This is a genomic window from Streptomyces sp. WMMC940 (assembly GCF_027460265.1).
GTDB lineage: Bacteria > Actinomycetota > Actinomycetes > Streptomycetales > Streptomycetaceae > Streptomyces.
Genome location: NZ_JAPZBC010000001.1, coordinates 2552562 through 2572814 on the forward strand (window position 1 = coordinate 2552562; position 20253 = coordinate 2572814).

14 protein-coding genes are annotated in these 20253 nt (G+C 70.8%); 4 read left to right on the top strand and 10 right to left on the bottom strand.

From position 1 onward, the window contains the following. Window positions 1-80: 80 nt before the first annotated feature. The 3 genes from O7595_RS11065 to O7595_RS11075 all read right to left on the bottom strand — a co-directional run bounded on the left by O7595_RS11065 (window position 81) and on the right by O7595_RS11075 (window position 7158). Window positions 81-1697 (bottom strand): peptide ABC transporter substrate-binding protein, encoded by a 1617-nt coding sequence (locus tag O7595_RS11065; protein WP_269728547.1) that lies wholly within the window; start codon window positions 1695-1697, stop codon window positions 81-83. A 538-nt stretch (window positions 1698-2235) separates the two neighbouring features. Further along, window positions 2236-4143 carry a translational GTPase TypA gene (typA, locus tag O7595_RS11070; protein ID WP_269728548.1) on the bottom strand — a complete coding sequence of 636 codons (1908 nt, stop codon included), beginning with the start codon at window positions 4141-4143 and terminating at the stop codon, window positions 2236-2238. A gap of 591 nt (window positions 4144-4734) precedes the next feature. Further along, window positions 4735-7158 (bottom strand): ABC transporter family substrate-binding protein, encoded by a 2424-nt coding sequence (locus O7595_RS11075; RefSeq protein WP_269728549.1) that lies wholly within the window; start codon window positions 7156-7158, stop codon window positions 4735-4737. Window positions 7159-7460: 302 nt separating this feature from the next. On the opposite strand from O7595_RS11075, the gene O7595_RS11080 reads away from it, so the two are divergent. The 4 genes from O7595_RS11080 to O7595_RS11095 are packed head-to-tail and all read left to right on the top strand — an operon-like array spanning window position 7461 to window position 11267. Further along, entirely contained in the window at window positions 7461-7691 is a 231-nt protein-coding gene (locus O7595_RS11080) for a hypothetical protein (RefSeq protein ID WP_269728550.1), read from the top strand. Window positions 7692-7699: 8 nt separating this feature from the next. Continuing rightward, window positions 7700-8518, top strand: a complete 819-nt coding sequence (locus O7595_RS11085) for a hypothetical protein (protein WP_269728551.1) — start codon at window positions 7700-7702, stop codon at window positions 8516-8518. A gap of 17 nt (window positions 8519-8535) precedes the next feature. Beyond that, complete coding sequence (locus tag O7595_RS11090) at window positions 8536-10491, top strand: fumarate reductase/succinate dehydrogenase flavoprotein subunit (protein ID WP_269728552.1); 1956 nt, start codon at window positions 8536-8538, stop codon at window positions 10489-10491. Continuing rightward, window positions 10488-11267 (top strand): succinate dehydrogenase/fumarate reductase iron-sulfur subunit, encoded by a 780-nt coding sequence (locus tag O7595_RS11095; protein ID WP_269728553.1) that lies wholly within the window; start codon window positions 10488-10490, stop codon window positions 11265-11267. Before O7595_RS11090 ends, O7595_RS11095 begins: the two co-directional genes overlap by 4 nt. Before the next feature lie 90 nt (window positions 11268-11357). Here O7595_RS11095 and O7595_RS11100 read toward each other — a convergent pair whose 3' ends face one another. The 7 genes from O7595_RS11100 to O7595_RS11130 form a co-directional block, all read right to left on the bottom strand. Then, a complete protein-coding gene (locus tag O7595_RS11100) occupies window positions 11358-14000 on the bottom strand; it encodes a SpoIIE family protein phosphatase (protein WP_269728554.1) in 2643 nt (880 codons plus the stop codon). 147 nt (window positions 14001-14147) lie between these two features. Continuing rightward, on the bottom strand, window positions 14148-14576 hold the full coding sequence (locus O7595_RS11105) for an ATP-binding protein (protein ID WP_269732451.1): 429 nt from the start codon (window positions 14574-14576) through the stop codon (window positions 14148-14150). A 115-nt stretch (window positions 14577-14691) separates the two neighbouring features. Next, complete coding sequence (locus tag O7595_RS11110) at window positions 14692-15120, bottom strand: (deoxy)nucleoside triphosphate pyrophosphohydrolase (RefSeq protein ID WP_269728555.1); 429 nt, start codon at window positions 15118-15120, stop codon at window positions 14692-14694. Window positions 15121-15192: 72 nt separating this feature from the next. Beyond that, window positions 15193-15375, bottom strand: coding sequence for an SPOR domain-containing protein (locus O7595_RS11115; protein WP_269728556.1), 183 nt, complete (start codon window positions 15373-15375; stop codon window positions 15193-15195). A gap of 660 nt (window positions 15376-16035) precedes the next feature. Then, on the bottom strand, window positions 16036-16788 hold the full coding sequence (locus O7595_RS11120; RefSeq protein WP_269728557.1) for a GntR family transcriptional regulator: 753 nt from the start codon (window positions 16786-16788) through the stop codon (window positions 16036-16038). Between the two features lie 334 nt (window positions 16789-17122). Then, on the bottom strand, window positions 17123-18367 hold the full coding sequence (locus tag O7595_RS11125; RefSeq protein ID WP_269728558.1) for a DUF4190 domain-containing protein: 1245 nt from the start codon (window positions 18365-18367) through the stop codon (window positions 17123-17125). Between the two features lie 145 nt (window positions 18368-18512). After that, window positions 18513-20087 (bottom strand): S8 family peptidase, encoded by a 1575-nt coding sequence (locus tag O7595_RS11130; protein ID WP_269728559.1) that lies wholly within the window; start codon window positions 20085-20087, stop codon window positions 18513-18515. Between the last annotated feature and the right edge of the window lie 166 nt (window positions 20088-20253).

The window sequence follows — 20253 nt, forward strand, 5'->3', positions numbered from 1 at the left end:
GGCCCCCGCGACTGCCCACTGCCATCGATCCGGATGGCAGTGGGCAACGGCTGAGTGGAAATGAGGCCCGTGGCCCCCGCTTACTTGGTGCTGACCGCGTACAGCTCGATCTCGCCGTGGAAGTCGACCTTCACACCGGAGACGTTCTTGCCGTGTCCTGCGTTCGTGCGGTAGTACCAGAGCGGAATGGCCGGCATCTTCTCCGCCAGCTTCTTCTCGACCTCCTGGTAGGCCTTGACCGACTCCTCCATGGAGTTGGCGTTGTCGCCCTTCGCCATCAGCGCGTCGATCTCCTTGTCGGAGAAGCGACCGCTGTTGGCCTCGGCCTTGGAGTGGTAGAGCTCCTTGAGGAAGTTCACGTTGACCGGGTAGTCGGCGATCCAGCCACCGCGGTACATGCCCTTGACCTGGTTGCTGTCACGAGCCTCGAGGTCGGTGGGGAAGTCCGGCTTCGGGTCGCCCACGCAGTCCACGCCCGTGGCCTTGCGGATCGACTCGCACGCGGCGGTGACCCATTCCTTGTGGCCGCCGTCGCTGTTGTACTGGATGGTGAACTTGTTGCCCGGGACGCCGCCACCCTCCTGGATGAGCTGCTTGGCCTTCGCCGGGTCGTACTTCGTGATGTCGCCGAGCTCCTGGAAGCCCTTGACCTGCGGCGGGGTGAAGCCCTTGGCCGGGGTGCGGGTGTTGTTCAGGACGGTCTTGGTGATCGTCTCACGGTCGATCGCCATGGAGAGACCCTGGATGACCTTGGGGTCGATGTCCTTGAACGTCTCGGAGTAGCGCGCGGGCACCAGGGACTGCACACCTGCGAATGCCGCCTCGATGGCGCCCTCACCCAGGTCCTGCTTGTACTTGGGCAGGTCCGTCGGGCCAACGGCCTTCACGATGTCGAGGTTGCCGGACAGCAGGTCCTTGTAGGCCGCCTCGACGGTCGTGTAGTTCTTGAACAGCAGCCCCTTGTTCTTCGCCTTGTTCGGGCCCTGGTAGTCCGCGAACGCCTTGAACTTGAGGAGCTTCTTGCGGTCCCACTTCTCGAGCTCGTAGGGGCCGTTGCCGATCGGCTTCAGGCCGAAGGCCTTCGGGTCGTCGTAGAAGACCTTCGGGAGCGGCGCCCAGGTGGTGTAGCCGAGCTTGTAGTTGAAGTACGGGACCTTGGTCTTCAGCTCGATGGTGAAGGTGTGGTCGTCCACGATCTTCAGGCCGGACATGGTCTCGGCCTTGGGCGCCTTGCCCTCGCCCGGGTTGACGTCGTCGTAACCCTTGATGTCGGAGAACCAGTAGGCGTTCTTCTGCTTGTTCTCGACGTGGGCGTACCAGTTCCACGCCTTCACGTACGACTCGGAGGTGACCTCCTCGCCGTTGTGGAACTTCCAGCCCTTCTTGAGCTTCACGGTCCAGGTCTTGGAGTCCGGCGACTCCACGGACTCCGCGTTCGTCAGAACGATCTCGCCCTTGTCGTCGAACGAGAGCAGCTGGCTGAAGAGCGCGCGGATGGCGTAGCCACCGTTGGACTCGTTCGTGTCCGCCGGAATGAGCGGGTTCTGCGGCTCGCCGACGTCGATGGAGACGTAGCCCGCAGGCTGCCCCGAAGTGGGCTTCTGGTCTTCACTGCCGCTGCTGCCGCCGCAAGCCGTCGCCGCCAGGGCAACGACGATCGCACCCGCGACCCACTTGGCGCTCTTGGCACCGCGCATGGGGCTCCTCCTCATGAGTCCACTAGTCACTACGAGAGGGGCACTTCTACGCGCGCTGACACCCCGCCAGCGTGTGCGCCGAGCGCCCCGAGTGTGCTCGTGAGCCGGCGCTCCCCACAGCGCATGACCCATTGACCCGAGCTCAACGGAGCCAACTATTAAGGAGCCGGGGGCTGTAAACCACACTTAAAGGGTCTCGTTTTGACAACATCAGAGCAAGCACAGGAGTCGAAATCTGGACAAAGCGATCCCAGACAGACACGCGCGAAACGGACCCTTAACGCAGCTTCCGGATCTTCGGGTCCGATAAGCGGACACTCTCCTGGCGCCCGCGCTTGAAACGCACTTGACGGGAGCGCGGGTTCCTCTCGGTGGCCGGGGTCGGTCGGAGTGCCGGAATGGCCTCGGTTCGCCCTGCCGCACCGCCGGCGGCGCAGTTCCGACGGTAGTCCGAGGCGGAAACGGCCCGGGAGCCCCCTCGATCGAGGTCTCCCGGGCCGTCGCGGTCAGTCGGTCCCGGTGTCCGGAACCCGACGGCTCAGCCGTGCTTGGCCCTGGAGGCGGCGCGGGCGCGCTCGCGGGCGTCCAGGTTCACCTTGCGGATGCGCACGGCCTCCGGGGTCACCTCGACGCACTCGTCGTCACGGCAGAACTCCAGCGACTGCTCCAGCGAGAGCTTGCGCGGCGGGACGATGGACTCCGCCACATCGGCCGTGGAGGAGCGCATGTTCGTGAGCTTCTTCTCCTTGGTGATGTTCACGTCCATGTCGTCCGAGCGGGAGTTCTCGCCGACGATCATGCCCTCGTAGACCTCGGTGCCCGGTTCGACGAACAGCACGCCGCGCTCCTGGAGGTTCGTCATCGCGAACGCGGTGACGGCACCGGACCGGTCGGCGACCAGCGAGCCGTTGTTGCGGGTCTGCAGGTTGCCGAACCACGGCTCGTGGCCCTCGTGGATCGAGTGGGCGATGCCCGTACCGCGAGTGTTCGTCAGGAACTCGGTACGGAAGCCGATCAGACCGCGGGACGGCACCACGAACTCCATGCGGACCCAGCCGGAGCCGTGGTTCGACATGTTGTCCATGCGGCCCTTGCGGACGCCCATGAGCTGGGTCACAGCGCCCATGTGCTCCTCGGGCACGTCGATGGTCATGCGCTCGACCGGCTCGTGCAGCTTGCCGTCGACCTCCTTGGTGACCACCTGGGGCTTGCCGATCGTCAGCTCGAAGCCCTCCCGGCGCATGGTCTCGACGAGGATCGCCAGGGCCAGCTCGCCGCGGCCCTGTACCTCCCAGGCGTCGGGGCGCTCGGTGTCGAGGACGCGGAGCGAGACGTTGCCGATGAGCTCGCGGTCGAGGCGGTCCTTCACCTGGCGTGCGGTGACCTTGCGGTCCTTGACGCCGCCCTTGTTGTCCGCGCCCTTGCCGGTGGCGCCGCGGCCCACGAGGGGGGAGGTGTTCGTGCCGATGGTCATGGAGATCGCCGGCTCGTCGACCGTGATCAGCGGCAGGGCCACCGGGTTCTCCGGGTCGGCCAGGGTCTCGCCGATCATGATGTCGGGGATGCCGGCGACGGCGCAGATGTCACCGGGGCCCGCGACCTCGGCGGGCTTGCGGGTGAGCGCCTCGGTCATCATCAGCTCGGAGATGCGCACGTTGGAGATCGAGCCGTCGCGCTTGATCCACGCCACGGTCTGGCCCTTGCGGAGCTCGCCCTGCTCGACGCGCAGCAGCGCGATACGGCCGAGGAAGTTGTCGGCGTCGAGGTTGGTGACGTGGGCCTGGAGGGGGGCGTCCTCGTCGTAGATGGGGGCGGGGATGTGCTCCAGGATGGTGGAGAAGAACGGCTCCAGGTTCTCGCTGTCGGCCGGGACGGTGCCGTCCTCCGGCTTGGTCAGCGACGCGATGCCGTCACGGCCGCAGGCGTAGACGATCGGGAACTCGATCTGGTCCTCGTCGGCGTCCAGGTCGAGGAAGAGGTCGTAGGTCTCGTTGACGACCTCGTCGATCCGGGAGTCCGGGCGGTCGGTCTTGTTGATGCACAGGATGACGGGCATCCGGCGCTGGAGCGCCTTGCGGAGCACGAAGCGGGTCTGCGGGAGCGGGCCCTCGGAGGCGTCCACCAGCAGCACCACGCCGTCGACCATCGACAGACCGCGCTCGACCTCGCCGCCGAAGTCGGCGTGGCCGGGGGTGTCGATGATGTTGATGGTGATCGGGGCCCCGCCGTCCTTGGGGTGGTACTTCACCGCCGTGTTCTTGGCGAGGATCGTGATGCCCTTCTCACGCTCCAGGTCGTTCGAGTCCATGACCCGGTCGTCGACGGAGTCGAGCTGGTGCGCGGCGAAGGCTCCGGCCTGCTTCAGCATGGCGTCGACGATGGTCGTCTTGCCGTGGTCGACGTGGGCGACGATGGCGACGTTGCGGATGTCGTGGCGCGTGGGCATGGGTGGCTTGCGCTTCTCTCGGATCGTGGGATGCGGCGTCTGTTTCCTCTTACGCCCGCCGGGCGGACGCGCCACGGCTGTGTCCATGGTACGGGGCCGCCGCGCAAGGGGCTTCCCGGCCCGACCCGACCCGGAACGACCTTGCCCGCCGGGAGCTCCGGCGGGCAAGGGAATTGAGCTGCTTCTGAGGTCCGGATCGCCGGAGGGGAGGGCTCCGCCGAGCCGGTCGGGCTCGCGGCCTGCCCCGGTGCCTCCGTCCGCGGGACCCCGCAGGCGGAACGGGTCCCGCCGCGGGGCCCGGCTCGGCGCTTCCGAGACACCGGTCGGGTGGCCTCCGGTCCGGCGCGGGATCTCCCGCGTGCTCGGCTCCGGACCGGGCCCCTACCCCACGGGCGGGACCGTGGGGCCCGCCGGACGGTGCGGCCCCGGTGCCCAGGTGCTCCGGGTCCGGACCCCCGCCGGGGCCCGCACCGACGGCTCCCAAGGCGTGACTGTCCGCCCCTGCGGTGGGGCGAGGACCGATGGCCGCGTGCGATGCGCGGACGCCCCGCCCCCGACGGCCGGCTCCTCACCGCTCCGCGGCCGGAGGCGTCACTGCTTGTTCCGCCCCGCCCCGTGCGCCGGCTTCGCCTTCACGAAGCCGATGTCCTGGTAGCGCGGTGCCGCGAAGCCGAAGGCGCCGGCGTTGGCGAGGTCGTGCCTGGCGGCCACCAGCTCCGGGCGCTGGTAGAGGGGGATGGACGCCGCCGCGGCCCAGATGCGGGCGTCGACCTGCTTCATCAGGTCCCGGGACTTCCTCTCGTCCAGTTCGGAGACGGCCTCGTCGAAGAGCTGGTCGATCCGGTCCGTCCCGACCCGGGTGTAGTTCTGCTCCACCAGCAGCGACCCGTCCGTCGCGGGCTCGGGCTTGGCGTAGATCGGACGTGCGTCCGTCGCCGGGTAGGCCGTGGCCGGCCAGGACCAGAGGGCGAGGTCGTAGTGTCCGGAGGCGATGTGGTCCTTGAAGAAGCTGTCCTCGGCGACCTTCTTCACCTCGGTCCGGATCCCGACCCCGTCGAGCATCCTGCGGATGCGGTCCCCGACCGCGCGCAACGGCTCCGAGCCCGGGCCCGAGGGCAGCACGAAGCGGAGGCTGAGCGGCTTGCCGTCCTTCCCCAGCGGTCCCGCGACCGGGCTCCGGCCCGGGGCCCTGGTGCCGACCGGCGCGTAGGCGCCCGCGACCCCGCCCTCCCGCTTGTACGCCTCGGGCATCGCCTTGTCCCCGTCACTGCCGGCGGAGATCGCCACGGGACGGCCGGCGCCGGGCTTGTCGTCCCCGCCGGCAGTGGAGGCGACCGCACCGACGGCGCTCTCACCGGCGACCCCGGCGCGGGCACCGCCTCCGGCCACCGGGCTCGGCGAGGCGCTGGTAGACGCCGGGCCACCGGAGGTGGACGAGCCGCCCGCGGCGGGACCGCCCGGCGACGCGCTCTGCGCCGCCGGACCCAGCGCCGCCGGACTCTGCGCCGCCGGGCCGCTCCCGGGCGCCGGGCTCTCCACGGCCGGGCTCCCGACCTCCGGGCTCTTCTCGGGTCCCGCCTTCGTACCGGACTCGGCAGCCCGGGCGCCCTCCCGGGTCCAGCCCGCGTCCGCGAGCAGCGCCTGGGCCTCCGCGGTGTCCTGGCCGCCGAGGGCGCCGCTGCTGTCGGCGTACCCCGGCTGCCCGGCGAGCGCGAGGTGGCTGCCGACGGGCTTCGCGGGCAGACCGAGGGGCTTCAGCACCGTCTCGGCGAGCTCCCGGCGGTCCAGGGCACGGGCCACGGCGCGCCGCACCCGCTCGTCGGCCAGCGGCCCGGACTCTCCGTTGAGCGCGAGCTGGGTGTACGCGGGCTCCAGGGACTTGCGGACCACGAATCCGCGCAGCGCCGTCTGCTCGCTGGTGGACCTCGTCGGTCCGGCGTCTCCGCGCTCGCGCGCGAGCAGCGCGCTCCCGTCCTCGCCGACGCTCCCGGTGGAACGTTCCTGCACGGAGTCGGCGGACTCCCCGGCCTCCGCTGCCGCGCCCGGCCCGCTGCCGCCGCTGCCGCCCCCCTGGCCCTTGCGTGCCACGGCGATACGGTCCGCGACGCTCCGGTCGATCTCGGCCATATCGACGGCACCGGTGGCGAGCGCCGCGGCACGCCGGTCGCGCGGCACCGCCCGCAGTACCAGCGAGTCGAGCTTGGCCGGGTCCCCCCACCAGCGCGGGTTGCGGACGAGCGTGACCGTGCCGTCATCGCCGTCGACCTTCTGCAGGGCGAAGGGCCCCGCGGTCACCGGCAGCTCCGTCCGGGCCCCGTCGTTGAAGGACGCGGGGCTTCCCATCGTCTCCTTGGGGTAGAGCGGGGAGAACAGGGATCGCCAGTCGGCGTACGGCCGGGCGAAGGTGACCCTGACCTCCAGGTCGCTCTTGCCGCGCTCGATCTTCTCGATGCGCTCGTAACCGGCGTTGCGCGCCGTCCAGTACGCCGAGTCCTTGCCGTTCAGCGCCCGCCACTGGGCGACGAAGTCCGGGGCGCCGATCTCCCGCCCGTCGGTCCAGACGGCTTCCTGGTTGAGCTTGTAGAGGACGACCTGCTTGGGCTCGCGGTCCACGAGTTCGGCCGACTCCAGGTAATCGGGGTTGAGCTGCGGACGACCCCGCTGGTCCAGCGTGAAGAGGGAGGGGAGCACGGCACCCGCGACCCGGCCGGTGGCGCCGTCCGCGTCGGCCTGGAACGCGTTGAGCGTGGTGGGTACGGAGTCGACGGCCCACCGCAGCGTGCCGCCCTGCTCGACCTGGTTGCGCCCGGCGTGGCCGATGTCCGCGGGGACCACCACGCCCTCCGAGCCGCCCTCCCCGGACGTGCAGCCGGCCAGCACCGGCAGGACCAGGACGCCGCTGGTGAGCAACGCCACCGTGCGCGGCGTGCGGGTGCGGCCGGAACGGGAGCCGGGGGCTCGGAAGCAGGGCGTACGGGAGCATGTCCTCCCGCGCGGGGCGTCGACCTTGGACATGACGGGCACCTCTTCGTCCGATTGGCTGGCCTTTGGTGGATTTTGGAGATGATCACACCTATTGCGCCTACACTGAAAAGGACGGAGGGCGGAGCGTGAGGCCGACACGGCGGAGCGGTCCGAAAACCCCACCCGTGCGGCCGTACGGGGAGCCCCTAACGGGTGGCGCGTGACGCGAATCGGTGCACACGCCTTCACAAGCAGGGATGTGACGCGCGACACTCGCAGGCGCACACACAGCCCTCTGGGGGACAGCCCCAGACACCGCATGCCACCCGCGACCGCGGAAGCGAGGGCAGTTCATGTCCCTTCAGGACGAGTTGACGGACGTCAAGCGCCGTCTCGACGACCTGACCCGAACGGTCGAACGGCTGGAGCGGAGCCTCGCGCACACGCGGGAGGACGCACCCCGGACCCAGCCGGCCGACCGCCCGAGAGACCTGGTCACCATTCCCGACACCCCGTACGACAGTTCGCTGTGGACGGACTCGGACGACGAAGGCCTGGGTGTGCGCGACCGGCACGCGCCCTAGGAGCTTCGTTGGCCACTGGCACCGAACCTCATACCGACACCGGCGTACGCGGCGCCACGCGCGCCGCCATCGCCACCCGCCACCTCAGGACCGACCGCTGGTGGCTCGCGCCCGCCGCGACCGCCGGCGGTCTGCTCGCCTTCATCGTCTACTCGACCTGGCGGGCCTTCTCGAACAGCGACTACTACGCCGCGCCGTACGTCTCGCCGTTCTACTCACCCTGCCTCGCCGAGAACTGCGTGCCCATGAAGGGCGGCCCCAACTGGGAGATCTTCGGCAGCTGGTGGGGACTGTCCCCGGCCCTGCTGATCCTGATCTTCCCGCTGGGCTTCCGGCTGACCTGCTACTACTACCGCAAGACCTACTACCGGGGCTTCTGGGCCTCGCCCCCGGCCTGTGCGGTCGCCGAGCCGCACGCGAAGTACACCGGCGAGACCCGCTTCCCGCTGGTCCTGCAGAACATGCACCGCTACTTCTTCTACGCGGCGCTTCCGGTGGCGGTCATCCTCACCTACGACACGGTGCTCGCCTTCCGCGACGAGACCTACGCCTGGGGCCACATGGGCCTCGGCACCCTGGTGTTTCTCGTCAACATCGTGCTGATCTGGGCGTACACCCTCTCCTGCCACTCCTGCCGGCACATCATCGGCGGCCGGCTGCGGCACTTCTCCAAGCACCCGGTGCGCTACCGGCTGTGGGGGTTCGTCGGCAGACTGAATGAGCGTCACATGCTGCTCGCCTGGGCGTCGTTGATCAGTGTCGCCCTCGCCGACTTCTACGTCTATCTGCTCGCCTCCGGCGCCTTCGCCGATCCGCGCTTCTTCTAGGGGAAAGGTGCTCACCGATGACTGAGCTCGAACGGCAGCAGTGGGATGTTGTCGTCGTGGGCGCGGGTGGTGCGGGGCTGCGGGCCGCCATCGAGGCGCGCGAGGCGGGCGCTCGTACGGCCGTCATCTGCAAGTCCCTGTTCGGCAAGGCCCACACCGTGATGGCGGAGGGCGGGATCGCCGCCTCCATGGGCAACGTGAACTCCCACGACAACTGGCAGGTCCACTTCCGCGACACCATGCGCGGCGGCAAGTTCCTCAACCAGTGGCGGATGGCGGAGCTGCACGCCCAGGAGGCTCCCGACCGGGTCTGGGAGCTGGAGACCTGGGGCGCGCTCTTCGACCGCACCAAGGACGGGAAGATCTCCCAGCGCAATTTCGGCGGTCACGAGTACCCACGGCTGGCGCACGTCGGCGACCGGACCGGGCTGGAGCTGATCCGGACCCTTCAGCAGAAGATCGTCGCGCTCCAGCAGGAGGACGAGAAGGAGTTCGGCGACTACGAGGCCCGCCTCAAGGTCTTCCAGGAGTGCACGGTGACCCGGGTGCTCAAGGACGGCGACAGGGTCTCGGGCGCGTTCTGCTACGAGCGTGAGTCCGGACGCTTCTTCGTGCTGGAGGCCCCGGCGGTCGTACTGGCCACCGGCGGCATCGGCAAGTCCTTCAAGGTGACCTCCAACTCCTGGGAGTACACCGGCGACGGGCACGCGCTGGCGCTGCTCGCGGGCGCGCCGTTGCTGAACATGGAGTTCGTGCAGTTCCATCCGACCGGAATGGTCTGGCCGCCCTCGGTCAAGGGCATCCTCGTCACCGAGTCGGTGCGCGGCGACGGAGGGGTGCTGCGCAACTCCGAGGGCAAGCGGTTCATGTTCGACTACGTCCCGGACGTCTTCAAGGAGAAGTACGCGGAGACGGAGGAGGAGGGCGACCGCTGGTACGAGGACCCGGACAACAACCGGCGCCCGCCCGAACTGCTCCCCCGCGACGAGGTCGCCCGGGCCATCAACGCCGAGGTGAAGGCGGGCCGCGGCTCACCGCACGGCGGTGTGTTCCTGGACGTCTCCACCCGGATGCCGGCCGAGGTGATCAAACGCCGGCTGCCGTCCATGTACCACCAGTTCAAGGAACTGGCGGACGTGGACATCACCGCGGAGGCCATGGAGGTCGGACCGACCTGCCACTACGTGATGGGCGGCATCGCGGTCGACTCGGACACCGCGTCGGCGGTCGGCGTGCCCGGCCTGTACGCGGCGGGCGAGGTCGCCGGCGGCATGCACGGCTCCAACCGGCTCGGCGGCAACTCCCTCTCGGACCTGCTGGTCTTCGGCCGGCGCGCCGGACTGCACGCCGCGGAGTACGCGGCCGGCCTCGCCGGGCAGCGGCCCCCGGTCGACGAGGTGCAGATCGACGCGGCCGCGGCGGAGGCGCTGCGGCCCTTCAGTGCCGAGGGCCCCGAGCCGGACGCCCCGCCGGAGAATCCGTACACGCTCCACCAGGAGCTCCAGCAGACGATGAACGACCTGGTCGGCATCATCCGGCGGGAGTCCGAGATGGGGCAGGCGCTGAAGCGGCTCGCCGATCTGCGGGTCCGTGCCCGGCGGGCGGGCGTGGAGGGCCACCGCCAGTTCAATCCGGGCTGGCACCTCGCCCTGGACCTGCGCAACATGCTGCTGGTCAGCGAGTGCATCGCCCGGTCCGCCCTGGAACGCACCGAGAGCCGCGGCGGCCACACCCGCGAGGACTACCCCGCGATGGAGCGGGAGTGGCGCCGGATCAATCTGCTGTGCCGGCTCGCCGACCGCTCGCTGTCCTTCGGGCCGGTGGAGCCCGGTGCTCCGGCAGCCGACCCCGTCGTCCGCGGCCAGATCGACCTCGCGCGGAAGACCACCGAGCCCATCCGCCACGACCTGCTCGCCCTCTTCGAGAAGGAAGAGCTGGTCAAGTACCTCGCCGAAGAGGAGCTGTACGAATGAGCACGTACGACGCTCGGTTCAGGGTCTGGCGGGGCGACCAGGACGGCGGGGGCCTCGAGGACTTCACGGTCGAGGTCAACGACGGCGAGGTCGTCCTCGACATCATCCACCGGCTGCAGGCCACCCAGGCACCGGATCTCGCGGTGCGATGGAACTGCAAGGCGGGCAAATGCGGTTCCTGCAGCGCGGAGGTCAACGGCCGTCCCCGGCTGATGTGCATGACCCGCATGTCGGTCTTCGACCGTGCCGAGACCGTCACGGTGACTCCGCTGCGCGCCTTCCCGGTGGTGCGCGACCTGGTCACGGACGTTTCGTACAACTACGCCAAGGCCCGTGAGGTGCCGTCCTTCGTCCCGCCGCAGGGCGTCGCGGCGGGCGAGTACCGGATGCAGCAGATCGATGTGGACCGCTCGCAGGAGTTCCGCAAGTGCATCGAGTGCTTCCTGTGCCAGGACACCTGTCATGTGGTGCGTGACCACGAGGAGAACAAGACGGCCTTCGCCGGGCCGCGTTTCCTGATGCGCGTGGCCGAGCTCGACATGCACCCGCTGGACGCGGCCGACGAGTCGGGCCTCGACCGCAAGCGCACGGCCCAGGAGGACCACGGGCTTGGCTACTGCAACATCACCAAGTGCTGCACGGAGGTGTGCCCCGAGGGCATCCACATCACGGACAACGCGCTGATCCCGCTCAAGGAGCGCGCGGTCGACCGGAAGTACGACCCGCTGGTGTGGCTGGGCAGCAGGATCCGCCGCCGGGGCGAGCACACCACATAGCGCCTTTCGCCCCTCCGTGCCCGGGCGTCCGCGTCCGGGCACGGCGGTGTCCGGCGGGGGGCGGACGGTCCGTACCGTCCGCCCCCGGCGTCAGAACATGCTCAGCAGTTGCTCCACGCTCGGCTCGGCCGCCGAGTCACCGTCCGGCAGGGCGAGTTCGAACCAGACGGTCTTGCCCCGGGGCGTGCGGCGGGAGCCCCAGGCGGCGCTCAGCAGACCGACCAGCTGCAGCCCGCGACCGCCCTCGTCGGTGTCCCGGGCCCGCCGGCGCCGCGGCTGTACGAGGCCGGCGTCCCACACCTCGCAGACGAGGGTGCGGTCACGCAGCAGCCGCAGCCGGATCTCGCCCTCGCCGTAGCGAAGGGCGTTGGTGACGAGCTCGCTGACGAGCAGTTCGACCGTGTCGACGAGCGGATCGAGGTCCCAGGCGCTGAGCTGGGCCCGGGCCAGCTCGCGGGCACGGCCCACCGACCGTGGTTCGCGGGGCAGCCTCCAGTCCCCCACGGCCTCGGTCGCCAGGCCCTGGATACGGGCCATCAGCAGTGCGATGTCGTCCTCGCCGTGCCTCGTGTCGAGGGTGGCGAGCACATGGTCGCAGACGTCCTCGAGCGAACGGGAGCGGGACCCGCGGTCGGGGTCGGCGGGCGTCCCGCCGTTCGCCCCACCCGCCGGAGCGTCGGGGGAACGGGGCTCCGGCACGGAGCGGGCCGGCTCGGTCAGGGCGCGGCGGAAGGCACTGAGCCCCTCGTCCAGCGGGTGGTCCCGCGACTCGACGAGCCCGTCCGTGTACAGCGCGAGCAGTGCTCCCTCCGGAAGCTCGACCTGGACCTCCTCGAAGGGTTCGCCGCCCACGCCGAGCGGCATCCCGGGCGGTACGTCGAGCAGCAGCGCCTCCTCGCCCGGTTCCACGAGGACGGGCGGCAGATGGCCCGCGTTGGCGAAGGTGCAGCGCCGCGTCACGGGGTCGTACACGGCGTAGACGCACGTCGCCAGGTAGACCTCGGAGAGTTCGGGCCCGCGGGACTTGTGGGCGACCCGGGAGGCCTGCTGGGCACCGCTCGGCGTGCCGAGTCCGCGGGCGATCTCGTCGAGCGCGGAGAGCACCTCCGCGGGTTCCAGGTCCAGCAGGGCCAACGTCCTGACGGCGGTGCGGAGTTCGCCCATGGCGACGGCGGCGCGCAGGCCCCGTCCCATGACGTCGCCGACGACGAGGGCGGTGCGGTGGCCGGGGAGCTCGATGACGTCGAACCAGTCCCCGCCGACCTCCGTGGCGGTGTTGCCGGGGAGGTAGCGGCAGGCGATGTCGAGACCCGCGGCCTCCGGGTCGCCGGGGGGCAGGAGGCTGCGCTGGAGGATCAGGGCGCGCTCGTGCTCGCGCCGGTAGAGGCGGGCGTTGTCGATGCAGACCGCGGCTCGGGCGGCGAGCTCGACGGCGAGAGCCCGGTCGCGTTCGCCGAACGGCTCGCTGCCCTTGGCCCGGGAGAACTGGACGAGGCCGACGACCGTGTCGTGGGCGACCATCGGCACGGCCAGCGTGGACTGGACGAGGCTGCCGTCCTCGCCGGGGATGACGCGGACCCTGGCCATGCGCAGGGCGTCGGCGCAGGCGGAGCTGAAGGGGTAGTGGTGGACGGCGCCGACCTGTGGGCTGGCCGGCGTGCCCGCCCCCGAGGCGCCCCCGAGCAGGGTCTCGGAGACGGTGCTGGCGAAGGCGACGCGGCGCAGTTCGGCGCTGCCGCCGTAGCTCTCGGGCCGGGCGGGGCCCCAGCGTCCGGGCGGGGCCTCGTCGCCCGTGAGCAGTCCCTGGTAGAGGTCCACGGAGGCGAGGTCGCAGAAGCCGGGGACGGCGACGTCGAGCAGCTCGCGCGCGGTGGTCTCCAGGTCGAGGGAGTTGCCGATCCGTGCGCTGGCCTCGTTGAGCAGGGCGAGGTTGCGGCGGGCGCTGGCGGCCTCGCGGGCGGCGATATGACGGCGGGTCACGTCGATGCCGAGCCCCGCGACGCCGACGGGCCGGCCGGAACCGCTGTGCACGCGGTACAGGTTGACGGCCCAGTGCCGCCGGTCGGAGCTGCCGGGGGCGCTGCCGACGATCTGGAGGTCGGTGACGGACTCCCCGGTTTCCAGCACCCGCTGGAGGGCGGCGGTCATCCGCTCCGCCTCTGGGCGGGAGAGGTAGTCGTGCACCGTCCGGCCGCGGTGGTCCTCGACGACACCGCCGAAGACCGTCGCGAAGCGCTCGTTGGCCCGCAGCACGGTGAGGTCGGTACCGAACAGGAGAAAGCCAAAAGGAGATTGACCGAAAATCGCCTGCGAAGCCGCGAGGTCCGTCTCGATCCGCCGTAGAGCGCGTACGTCGACGACGATACAGAGCGCGGCACGCTCGCCGTTCTCCGTCTCGCTCGGCATCACGTAGACCTCGGCCAGTCCGTGCGCACCGCCCTCGCCCGGCAGGCGAAACGGGACGAGTCCCGTCCACTCCTTGCCGTCCAGGATCTCGGCGATCTTGCGGTGGCCTCGCGGGCGGAGCTCGGAGGGGATGAAGACGTCGATCGGATCCTTGCCCCTGACGTCCTCGGCGGAGATGCCGAACTGCTCGGCGGCACGCCGGCTCCACTGGTCGACCAGCCCGTCCGGCCCGATCGAGAACGACGCGACCTTGATGTAGTCGTAGATGGAGCCGGGCGGACTGCTCTGCCACACCACGCCGCTCGCCGTCTCAGGTATCTCGCTCACGCGACCGTCCCCTCCAGCTCACCGCACCGGACCGGCCATGCCCGCAGTATTCAGCACTACGGCACCTGGCGGCACGGCGTTCACGATCACAGCACGGTCTCGTTCGTTTTGAGCCGAGCACGCAGTGATCGTCGTCCCCCCACACTCCTAACCAGGCAGGGGCAGCTCGAACCACACGGTCTTGCCCGTTCTGCCGCGTCGCGTCCCCCAGCGACAGGCCGCGCAGGCCACCAGCTGCAGCCCGCGTCCGCCCTCGTCATCGGGCCCCGCGGGACGCTCCAGGGGCGGATCCGGAAGCGGGTCGGAGACTTCCACGAGCAACGCGGGAGGTCGCGGCGGCGGCGTTCCGTCGACAGCCGGCCGGACCAGGCGGACCCCGATGGGCCCGGAGGTGTACCGAAGGGAATTGGTCACGAGCTCACTGACCAGGAGCACCGTCACATCGACCACGGGGGGCTCGAGGCCCCAATTCCGCAGGGCGTCGCGGACGGCGTGGCGGGCGGAACGGACGGCGTCCGGCGCGGCAGGGAAGGTCCACTCGGCGCATGCGCCTTCGGTGTCGATCACGCCGACCACTTCCCGGACCTGCCACGGAATCCCGTCCACTTTGGGGCGGCATTCAGGACATACCCGATATTCGGTGCGAGATATCCCCGAAAAGTGCGTGCGGTGACGCGAACGGCGCAGGAAATCAGCCGCCCGCTCTCCCCGGGTGGTCACCAGGCAGCCGGCGCACGGCCTCCTCGACTGCGGGGCGGTCCTGGGGCAGCCAGTCCACGGCGTCCAGTTCGTCGACGGCGAGCCAGCGCAGCTCGTCGTGGTCCTCCAGCGGGCGCGGCTGACCCGAGATCAGCCGTGCCGTCCAGACCTGGAGCACATAGCCGGGACCCAGCGGCCACTCACCGGGCACCCGCTCGACGGGCTCGGCCTCCACCCCCAGCTCCTCGCGCAGCTCGCGCACGAGAGCCTCCTCGGGGGACTCCCCGGGTTCGAGCTTGCCGCCGGGCAGCTCCCACCGTCCGGCGAACTCGGGCGGTGCGCTGCGGCGCGCGGCGAGGAGACGCCCCTGGTCGTAGAGGGCGCCGGCCACCACGACACGGGCGTTCACAGGATCCGTCATGCGCGGGAGCGTAACCCGGGCGGAGGAACGCTCCGGCCCGCAGGCGCCCGCCCGGCGGCCCCCGGGACCCGCTCAGGAGGGTGCCGTCTGCCCCATGTGCTCCACCCAGTAGAGCTGTTTGTGGCCGCGACCACCGAGACTGTCCGCGATCTGCTGCGCCTCGTCCTGTGTGGCGTACCTTCCCACGCGATAGCGATTGCCGTTGTCGTCCTGGCGGATCACCAGCCAGGGCAGCATCGCGCCGCCGTCGGTCATCGCACCTCTCCCGCCGCCGGCCTGCACTTCTCTGACGATCCCCAGGAAACCGCAGTCTGCATATGCCCGAGCCTACGCCTGACCTTCACTCAGCGGATCCGTGTTTTCACGAAGAGAGACGAATCCGGCCAGCGTCCGCTCCCACCCAAGGGGCGCACCTGGCCGAGTGCGCCCCCTGCCTCACGGCCGCGCAGGGTGACGACCGCGCCGGGAGCGGGGCGCCGAGGCGGCCGGCGGTTTCACGACCGGAACCGGGACCGGGTACGGCCGGGCGGCCTTTCGCCGTCCGGCGCGCGCCGGCGCGTTCACGGGCCGCGCGTCGGCGCGGACCCGGGCCACGGGAGACGCCGGGGTCAACTCCCCTGTGGCAGCACCGGATCCGGCCCGGCCGCAACTGCGCACGAGCCGCGGGAAGAGGTCGCGGCCGGGAGTGGCTCCGTGAGCCCCGAGCACGGCCGTGAGAGCCCGATCCTGGAGGGCGCCGGGCCGGCTCCCACGGCGCCCCGGAGCCCGTGAACGCGCCCTGTGCGACGCGCGCTTCGAGGCGACCGCGCCCCGAACCGGCGGAGCGTCACGGACGTCGACGAAGGGCGCCGCCCTTCCCCGAACCGCGAAGAACCGGCACGCCGACGCCGCGCGCCGCGGGCCGGAGTGCGCGGGTCAGCGCACCGGGAGGTGGTACGCGATCCGGAAGCGGTCGGCCGGGACCACCACGTCCGCCGTCTCGACGGCGCGACCCGACGCGTAGTAGGTGCGCTGGATGACCATGACCACATGGCCGGGCACCCCGCCGAGGGTGAGCAGTTCCTCCGCCAGCCCCGGCCGGGCGCCGACCTCCTCGACCACGTTGTCCACCACGACGTCGATGGCGCCCATCCGCTCGACGACCCCGCAGCCGCCGAGCGGGCCCTCCTCGGGGAGCATGACCGGCGTACGGCCCGTGATCGAGAGCGGCTCCCAGGAGGTGGACAGCATCGTCGGCTCGCCGGCGTCCCGGAAGACGTATCGCGTGCGCATCACGCGTTCGCCGAGCGCGACGCCCAGCCTGCCCGCGACCGCGGCGCCCGCCGGCTCCTGCTCGCTGCTCGACTCCCAGGTGCCGCGGGCGCCCTCCGCTGCCTGCTCCTGGCGGAACGGATTGGCGCCGGACGGCGGCCGGTAACCCGACCGGGCGATGCGCCGCGGCACCGGCCGCTCCCGCACGTACGTCCCCGAGCCGGATCGCCCCTCGACGAGGCCCTCGGCCATCAGCACCTTCCGCGCCTCCAGCGCGACGGTGTCGGAGACTCCGTACTCCTCCCGGATCCGGGCCTGCGAGGGAAGGCGGGTGTGCGGCGGCAGCGAGCCACTGACGATTTTCTGGCGGAGATCGCTCGCGACGCGCAGATAGGCGGGCTGCTCACCGAATGTCACTGGCCACTCCCAACAGGTTGACAGACAGCAACAGCGTGGCAACCGACGGTTGATCCCCGCAAGTATGGGCCAAGGCGTTACACGTAGTAACGACCACCCGGGAGGCAGGCACTCGCCCCTGGCGGGCGCGCGGGCTTCGCGCGGACGCAGTCCGACGTCCTCGACGACTTCCACGTCCCCGGCGAGAAGAGCGCCACCCGGCGGTTCCGCCCTCCACACCCGGGAGGACTTCGGCGCCGACCGACCGTGCGCGAGCGGCTGCGGCGAGGGGCACCCGCCCGAAAGTCACCGGTGCGGCGGCCCGCGACTCACTCGTACCTGTGAGCCGCCGGGCTCAGACCGTCGTGTCGTCGCTCGGCAGCGGTTCCCCCTCCCCCGCGTCGTCCGCCTCCTCCGGCGGGTCCGTGGCGAGGCCGAGAGCGGACCGGACGGCGATCTCGGTCTCCTGGCGGAAGGCGTCGTCCGCCTCCGACGTGGCGTCCCAGAAGCTCTCCTCGTCCTGGGCGACCGCCGCCCGGCCGAAGTGGCGGCGGGCCGTGTCGTACTCCTTCGCGCGGGTCAGCGCGTGCGTGCGGGCCGCCGCGGGCCAGGGTCCGGCGCGCAGGTCACGGGCCTCGGCTCCGAGCGTCCGCGCCATCCGCTCCGCCCAGGCGCGGTTGGCCTCCGGATCGTCCTCGAAGAGGTCCTCCGGCTCCTCCCACCAGACCGCGTCGACGGCCATCTCACCCTCGAGGTAGGCGAGTTGCGCCGGGTCGAGCGTCGTCCGGTCGCTACGGACGGAGGACACGAGCTTCGGCCCGCGGCTCGCCAGCGCACAGGTGACGCTCCGGTCGCCGAAGCGCCAGCTGTGCCTGGTCGGCATGTAGTAGTAGGGCTCCGCCGTCCCGGGAACGGCCCACCAGTCCAGTGTGTAGGCGCTGTTGATGTCCTCGCACCGGCGCTCCGCCTCGGTCTCGACCGTCTTCTCCCCCGGCCACTCGTCGAACCCGTCGAGCGGGAAGGTGCCGGTCACCTCGCCCTCGTGCGGTCGGTCGCAGTCCACGATCCGGACGGACGCCGCCTCCTCCTCGTCCTTCAGGCCGCGGCCCGGGGTGTCGAAGCACTGCCCGGTCCGCATGTCGAACGTGGAGTCCGCGGCGGCCCTGTCGCGGGCCGCCTGGCGGAAGCCGTCCCATGCCTCACCGGCGGTGCCGGTGGCGAACGCGACGGCCATGAGGATCGTGCTGATGACGGAGAGCGCGGTGCCCGCGATCGCCAGACCCCGGCCCTCGTCGCCCCTCTTCCTGATCTGCGCCAGCGCGACCAGCCCGAGAACGAGGCCGAGCGGGGGCAGACAGCACACGATGCCCGTCACGAGGGAGCCGATGGCGAAGCCGTTGGTGCCCGGCCGCCGCGGCACCGCCCCGTAGGGCGGGTAGGGCGTTCCCGGCTGTACGCCCACCGGCGTCGGGTACGGGTACGCCGCCGGGGCGGGCTGCGGCGAGGACGGGGCGGGCGGCTGCGCCGGGTCGGACGCGCCCGGAGGCGTCCATCCCTGCGACGACGGTTCCACGGGTACGGCGCTCCTTGTGAAGATCATGCGAACATCTGCGCGGGTCAGCGGATCATATGGCGGGAGCCGGGCGACGGGCAGCCGTAATACGCGGAAGGGGCGGCCGCTCGGCGCGGCCGCCCCTCACTGCTCGTTCAGTCGCCGGACCCGGCACGGTCCGGTGCTCCGGGCGTCAGAACTGAAGACCCCAGGAGTCGATCTTGCCGGTGTCCCACCAGGCGTTGTCGCTCACCCGCAGCTTCCAGGTGCCGTTCGCGACCTCCGAGGACGCGTTCACGGTGTAGGTGGTGTTGATGTCGTCGCTGCTGCCGCCGGTGCCGTACGACTTCAGCGTGTACGCGGTGCCGTCCGGGGCGATGAGCTGGACCTGGAGGTCACCGATGTAGGTGTGCACGATGCTGACCGGCACCTGGAGTGCGGCGGGTGCGTTGCCCGCGACGCCGCTGACGGTGACGGGCGACTCCACGGTGGCGTTGTCGTTGATCGCGTAGTCCGCGGTGTTCTCGAACTTCGACCCGGGCGGCGTGGTCGTGCCGCCGCCGACGTACAGCAGCCGGTTCGGCGAGCCGGAGCCCGGGTTGCCGACCACGTTCGGGGTCGCCGCGGCGGTCAGCGCCGAGGACACCTGCGCCGGGGTGGCGGTCCGGTTGTCCGCCAGGTAGAGCGCGGCGGCACCGGCGACGTGCGGGGTGGCCATCGAGGTACCGGAGATGGTGTTGGTCGCGCTGTCGCTGGAGTTCCACGCCGAGGTGATGGACGAGCCCGGGGCGAACACGTCGAGCACGCTGCCGTAGTTGGAGAAGCTGGAACGGGCGTCGCTGCTGGTGGTGGAGCCGACGGTGATGGCCTCGCCCACCCTTGCCGGGGAGTAGTTGGAGGCGTTGGCGCCGCTGTTGCCCGCCGCCACGGCGTAGGTGACGCCGGACGCGATGGAGTTGCGGACGGCGGTGTCCAGCGCCGTGTCGACGCCGCCACCGAGGCTCATGTTGGCGACGGCCGGCTTGACGGCGTTCTGCGTCACCCAGTCGATGCCCGCGACGACCTGGGCGGTGGTGCCGGAACCGGAGTTGTTGAGCACCCGGACGCCGACGACCTTCGCCTTCTTCGCGACACCGTAGGAGCCGCCGGCGACCGTGGCGGCGACGTGCGTGCCGTGGCCGTTGCCGTCCTGCGCCGTGTTGTCGTTGTCGATCGCGTCGTAGCCGTACGAGGCACGGCCGCCGAAGTCGTTGTGGCTGATCCGCACACCGGTGTCGATGATGTACGCGGTGACGCCCTCGCCCGCGGAGTCGGGGTAGGTGTAGCTCTGGTCGAGCGGCAGCGCGCGCTGGTCGATGCGGTCCAGACCCCAGGAGGGCGGGTTCGGCTGGGTGCCGGAGATGGTGAACACCCGGTTCTGCACGACGGATTCGACGGCGGGGTCGGCGGCGAACTTCCTGGCCTGCGCCTCGGAGAGCTCGACGGCGTATCCGTTGAGGGCGGAGCGGTACGTCTTCTTGATCTTGGCGCCGTACTCCTCGGCGAGTTCTCTGCCTGCCTTGGATCCGGCGTCGGGGGCCGACTCGTCGAGGGTGACGATGTAGCTGCCGGCGATGGCACCGGGGGCGCCCGCGTTCTCGATCACGCCCACCGGGGCGGGCTCTGCCGCGGTGGCCGGGAGAGCGGAGGCGGCACCGAGTGCCAGGGCGACGACGGCTGTCGCGCTGACCGCGGACAGTCTTCGCCGCGAGTTACGCATCACGGACATGTGAGGGGTCCTCCTCATTGGTGGTGCGTTGTCGTGGGGGTATGCGGCAGGGACATGACAAACACAACGCGGTGGGTGCCCGCGAAATCGCCGCGCCACTGCCGTCCCGAAAGATTGGCTGATCCATAGGAATCCCACAAGAGTTCGGACGGCCCGTAACACGCGT

Excerpts from the sequence above, each read along its gene's own strand:
- O7595_RS11065 (WP_269728547.1), bottom strand. The coding sequence starts at position 1,697 with ATGCGCGGTGCCAAGAGCGCCAAGTGGGTCGCGGGTGCGATCGTCGTT.
- typA (WP_269728548.1), bottom strand. The coding sequence starts at position 4,143 with ATGCCCACGCGCCACGACATCCGCAACGTCGCCATCGTCGCCCACGTC.
- O7595_RS11075 (WP_269728549.1), bottom strand. The coding sequence starts at position 7,158 with ATGTCCAAGGTCGACGCCCCGCGCGGGAGGACATGCTCCCGTACGCCC.
- O7595_RS11080 (WP_269728550.1), top strand. The coding sequence starts at position 7,461 with ATGTCCCTTCAGGACGAGTTGACGGACGTCAAGCGCCGTCTCGACGAC.
- O7595_RS11090 (WP_269728552.1), top strand. The coding sequence starts at position 8,536 with ATGACTGAGCTCGAACGGCAGCAGTGGGATGTTGTCGTCGTGGGCGCG.
- O7595_RS11095 (WP_269728553.1), top strand. The coding sequence starts at position 10,488 with ATGAGCACGTACGACGCTCGGTTCAGGGTCTGGCGGGGCGACCAGGAC.
- O7595_RS11110 (WP_269728555.1), bottom strand. The coding sequence starts at position 15,120 with ATGACGGATCCTGTGAACGCCCGTGTCGTGGTGGCCGGCGCCCTCTAC.
- O7595_RS11115 (WP_269728556.1), bottom strand. The coding sequence starts at position 15,375 with ATGACCGACGGCGGCGCGATGCTGCCCTGGCTGGTGATCCGCCAGGAC.
- O7595_RS11125 (WP_269728558.1), bottom strand. The coding sequence starts at position 18,367 with ATGATCTTCACAAGGAGCGCCGTACCCGTGGAACCGTCGTCGCAGGGA.
- O7595_RS11130 (WP_269728559.1), bottom strand. The coding sequence starts at position 20,087 with ATGTCCGTGATGCGTAACTCGCGGCGAAGACTGTCCGCGGTCAGCGCG.